3 protein-coding genes are annotated in these 3,699 nt (G+C 49.4%); 2 read left to right on the top strand and 1 reads right to left on the bottom strand.

The window, feature by feature from the left end; genetic code table 11:
• Together KDK16_RS10080 and KDK16_RS10075 are read left to right on the top strand one after the other, a co-directional pair.
• Positions 1–2,270, top strand: a 2,270-nt coding sequence (locus KDK16_RS10080) for an autotransporter outer membrane beta-barrel domain-containing protein (RefSeq protein ID WP_257275931.1), incomplete at its 5' end; no start/stop codon positions are given.
• Between the two features lie 205 nt (positions 2,271–2,475).
• Positions 2,476–3,015: a YSC84-related protein gene (locus KDK16_RS10075; protein ID WP_257275929.1), complete on the top strand. Its 540-nt coding sequence runs from the start codon at positions 2,476–2,478 to the stop codon at positions 3,013–3,015.
• On the opposite strand, the gene KDK16_RS10070 is transcribed toward KDK16_RS10075, so the two are convergent.
• Positions 3,005–3,699, bottom strand: a 695-nt coding sequence (locus KDK16_RS10070; protein ID WP_257275926.1) for an SMP-30/gluconolactonase/LRE family protein, incomplete at its 5' end; no start/stop codon positions are given. The two genes, KDK16_RS10075 and KDK16_RS10070, sit on opposite strands and share 11 nt — an antisense overlap.

Below are 3,699 nucleotides of genomic sequence, written 5' to 3'. Positions count from 1 at the left end.
TTACAGAAGTCACCAACGATGGTGATACTTATGCCGCCACCGGACTCTTCGGCGCAGTGACTCGAAATGTTAATGCTGACGCTACTGACCCCTATGCATTCATTCTGGATGCAGACAACGGTACTTTCTACGTTCAGGGCTCTGTATTCCAACCCGTCAATATCAATCTCGACAACCCCGATGGCGTGGCCATTCTGCTCTATAACGGAGCCAATACCAGCTACGCCGTGCACATGCCTGCGTTCAGCGGCCTTTATGGTAAAGGTACAGCTCACGGTATTCTGCTGAAAGACGGCACCTCCAGCGTCGTTCAAATCAATGTTGGAAAGACCTACCTGGGCGGTACCATTCAGGTCGAGGACGGAGATGCTCTCAGAATTGAAGAAGAGCTGCTAGGCACTGTCACCATAACCGGTACACTGCAAGGTAACACAGCCATCACAGCAGCCGATGGAGGTTTGTTGGGAGCAGGTGCTTCGATCGTCGTTAATGGCGGTACGCTGAAAACAAACGGTGAGATTGCCGTTGACTTCAGCGGTGCCGGTGGTGCCCTTCTCATGGGCGTCACTAATGGTACGATAGAGGGAAAAGTGCTGGGCTCTCCTCTCACCGGTGATAGTCTGGCGATAGCTGGTAACTCGACATTTGGTGGCGATATTGAGGATATTGAAACCATTACAGTCGCTGGATCAGGTTCGGACGTCACCAGTTTCCGAGGTGATATTAAGAAAAATTCCGGTTCAACACACGTCAAAGTCTTTAGTACTGCAAGCTTTGACAAGCCCGGATCACAGACGCTTGATGGTGATCTGACTGTTTATTCAACAGGACTCCTTACAACAGAGCTGGATACAGATTCCGACACTAATGCAGCTCTGGTTGTCACGGGTACTGCCGACATTGGTACAGGTTCAAAGCTGAAAATTATTCCTTCTCAGGAAGTCGTAGAATCTGGCAACACCGTTGAAGATGCAAAAATCATTGAAGCCACCACCAACCTGAATGCTTCCGATATAACGATTGAGCACTCTGTGTTGATTGATACTCCCGCGGTCACACAGACCGGCAATACTCTGATCACAGATCTGACACCAAGAACCAGCGAATCACTTCAGAATCTGGTTGCACAGGAAGGCGCTGGCGCCACTACTGAAGAAGCTCTGGCCGCTATGATGGCAGTCATTACCCAAGATCCCGTGAACTCCACGAATTTCAATAACTTTTACCGCACGGTCTCCAATATAACGGATGTAAAGAAACTGGCTGAGGTCGCCAGAGAAAGTAAATTCAACAACTCTGACGCCATCCAGATCACCAACGTGACGGCAGAAGCCAAGGTTAAGAGCAACGTCCTGGCGCACGTCAGAGCAGTTCAGGAGGATGAGGCTTCAAACACCGGACTGGCATACGGTGGCAGTTACACTAGTCAGGGTTTCTGGTTGCAGGTTCTGGGCTCAGACGTCACTCAGGATGATCGCAGAAACGATGGTGGGGACAAGCTGTTTGGTTTCGATGCAGATCTCAGCGGTCTGACACTGGGCGCTGAAACCAACATCAGCGATGACTACCTGCTGGGAGCTGCCTTCACAGTGGCCAATGCTGAAGTCAACAAACACAACTCTAATGACAACTCTACCATCAAAAACTATCAGTTCAGCCTTTATGGTTCATGGGAGCAGGAGAACTGGTTCCTGGATGGCGTGATTAACGTCGGTCGCAGTAACAACGAGCGCAGCCGCTTCATCGATGGCTTTGTCGATGCCCCGATTACTTCAGACTATACGAGTCACCAGTTCGGCTTGACCACCATATTGGGGATGAACCAGAGCTTTGGTGAGATGAAGGTAGTGCCAATGGTCGGTTTCAACTATTCCCTGGTCAAAAGTGAAGATTTTAAAGAAGAAGACAAGTATGCCACCGGTTTTGCCCTGGATGTAGACAGCCAGAAGTATCAAAAGGTTGAGCTGGGTGCTGGCGTAGAAATCAGTCAGGCTTTCAGAGTCAGTCAGGGCGAAGTCGAGCCTTCTCTGAGACTGATGGCCTGGCATGACTTCAAGGGCGACGTGGTAGAAACCACTACACGCTACGTTCTGGGTGGCACCGAGTTCACCTCTAAAGGAGCCGACGCCGTCAAGAACAGCTATCAGGTTTCAGCCGATGTTACCTATCGTCGCAACGATAACATGAGCTTCGTTGTCGGTTATGAACTGAACCAGAGTTCAGACTACAAAGCCCAGAACTACTATCTGAGAATGAAGTACGACTTCTAAGCTTTGACGCTTTCGAGAGGACTCTGTTTCAGAGTGTTGTACTCTCGTTTTCCTCCTCACCCGTCCTTCCAAATTGCAGTTTTTAACACTCCTTTGAATTCATTTATCTGATACTATCCTACCGGAAAATTGAACAGGTACATTTGTTTTACACAACCTGCAAGTCACATCATTAACCGACAGTATTTCCCGGAATCGCACTAATATGGCTTCTCTCAGACATCTCCTGGTAACGGCTTTTACCCTTTTCTTGTCATTTTCTGCTCACGCCGCTTCAAGCACTGAACTCAATGCGACCGTGTATGAAGCGTTAAAAAATCTTTATGCGCAGAGCAGTGCTGCAAAATCTCTTGGCAGCAGAGCTAAAGGAATTCTGGTCTTCCCCAAGGTACTTAAAGGCGGACTGGTTGTGGGTGGCGAATACGGTGAAGGCGCACTTTTAAAAGGTGGAGCAATACAAGACTACTACAATACGGTATCAGCCTCTATCGGTTTCCAGCTGGGTGCACAGGCTCGTTCCCAGATTGTCATGTTCATGACCAGCGAAGCTTTGAACAACTTCCTGAATAGCGAGGGTTGGGAAGCAGGTGTCGATGGCAGTATTGCCATTGCTGAGTTTGGTGCCGGAGAAGCTATAGACACCAAAACCGCTAAAGCCCCCATCATCGGCTTTATCAGCAATAACAAAGGATTGATGTATAACCTGACTCTGGAAGGTTCCAAAATCACAAAAATTAACAAGTAAAACCCTCGTTAGACACTTCAGTCATTTCAACTCTACCCCGCTGATATTCGGTGATATAAAGTCTTTTACTGCCCTTTGCGCCGAAAACCACATCAGTGGGGCAGGAGCCTCTGGTCACAATCGTTCGATGAATGTCACCATTGGGGTAGACGGTAGCCACATGCCCCTGACCAAACATCGCAACGTAAAGGTTACCCTCTCTGTCAAAAGTGATGCCATCGGGCCCTACAACCCGGCATGGACCTGCGGTATCGGTGACCGATACAAACCATTCCCGACTGGAAACCTCCAGTTTGTCCGTGAACGGGTAGCGATAGATATTCCCTGTTACCGACTCACTGAGATAGAGCTTTCCATCAGGAGCAAAGGCAATACCATTGACAAAACGAAACCCGTCATCAAGACAATCCACCTGTTTGCTGACAGGATCAATTCGAAACAATTTTCCCTGCATCGGCCCCTCCCAGACTTCCGGATCGGCTCCCCCCTCCGTGATCAGGTCAGCGACGCGGATACCAGAGTCCGTCAGATAAATGGCCCCATCAGGCCCAAGAGTCATATCATTGGGCCAAAGGAAGGGGCTTTCACTGCCTCCGGAAAGCCTCTCTGCCAGCGAGCCATCCGGGTTGAGCCTGATCAGTGACGGTTCATGGGTTTCGGCAACCCAGATACTGCCATCATGGT

The organism is Endozoicomonas sp. SESOKO4 (assembly GCF_024606275.1).
This window is presented reverse-complemented; position numbering and strand designations above follow the sequence as displayed.

Excerpts from the sequence above, each read along its gene's own strand:
- KDK16_RS10075 (WP_257275929.1), top strand. The coding sequence starts at position 2,476 with ATGGCTTCTCTCAGACATCTCCTGGTAACGGCTTTTACCCTTTTCTTG.